Source organism: Frankia sp. AgB1.9 (assembly GCF_016786355.1).
Classification (GTDB): domain Bacteria; phylum Actinomycetota; class Actinomycetes; order Frankiales; family Frankiaceae; genus Pseudofrankia.
In genome coordinates this window covers 1-1,039 of sequence record NZ_JADWYX010000277.1, presented here as the reverse complement: position 1 = coordinate 1,039, position 1,039 = coordinate 1, and the positions used below count along the sequence as shown (strand labels likewise).

Sequence of the window (1,039 nt, the reverse complement as noted above, 5' to 3'; positions counted from 1 at the left end):
ACCAGGTGACGGGCGATGTGGCCGGCGAGAGCGCCGGTACCACCAGTGATCAGCACCGTACCCCCCCGATCCAACGACGGGATCGGACTCGCCGGGGAGTAAGGGACATCGGAGGCGCGAGCCAGCCGGGGCGCCAGGAGCCGCCCGGCGCGGACCGCCAGCTGCGGCTCGTCAGCGGCCGCGGCGCGCGCCAGTAGCTCCTGGGCGGCGGTGTCCTCGTCGGCCAGACCCGCGTCCGTCCAGTCCGTGTCGATCAGTTGGAAGCGACCCGGGTGTTCTGACTGGGCGGAACGCACCAGCCCCCACACCGGGCTGAGCGCGAGCGCGGGAATGTCCTCGGCGTCGGTGGTGGCGATCGCGCCACTCGTCACGAGTACCAGCTTGGCGGCGCTCAACTGCTCGTCAGCGAGCCAGTCCTGCAGCAGCCGTAGCACGTCCTCGGTCACCTGATGCGCCGCGGCGAGGCCGTCCTTCAGCGCCGGTTCGGTCAGTCTCGCGAGCACCGTCCGAGGAACGCGCCGCGCCAGCCTCGCCCGCCCGCCGGCGGTGCCGAGTTCGGCGGCGTCCACCTCCACGCGGTCATCCGCGGGAGCGGGCGCCGGAACCTCGGTCCAGGTGATGACATAGGGCGCCGGTGCCGCCCCGGTGCCGTTCAAGGGCCGGGTCGTCAGCTCGGCGATGCTCAGGACGGGAAGACCGGCCGGGTCCGCGAGATCGACCGAGAACGAGTCGTCGCCGGTCTTGGTGATCCGCGCGCGAAGACTGGTCGCGCCGGCGCCGTACGACTGGACACCCGACAGCGCGAAGGGAACCCGGGGTGATCCCGCACCAGGTTCTCCGCCGGCTTCGATCGTTTCCAGCAAAAGCGGGTGAAGCGCCGCGTCGAGCAGCGCCGGATGAATGTCGTACCGCGACGCGCCGTCCAGCGCCTCCGCGGGCAGCCGAATCTCGGCGAACAATGTGTCGCCCGATTTCCAGGCGGCGGTGAGTGCTTGGAAGGTGGGTCCGTAGTGGTATCCGTGCTGGGTGAGGTGGTCGT

Annotated in this window: 1 protein-coding gene; it reads right to left on the bottom strand. The window is 70.9% G+C overall.

Annotated features, from left to right (window positions below):
- Positions 1–1,039, bottom strand: a 1,039-nt coding sequence (locus I6A60_RS41095) for a polyketide synthase dehydratase domain-containing protein (RefSeq protein WP_203017683.1), incomplete at both ends; no start/stop codon positions are given.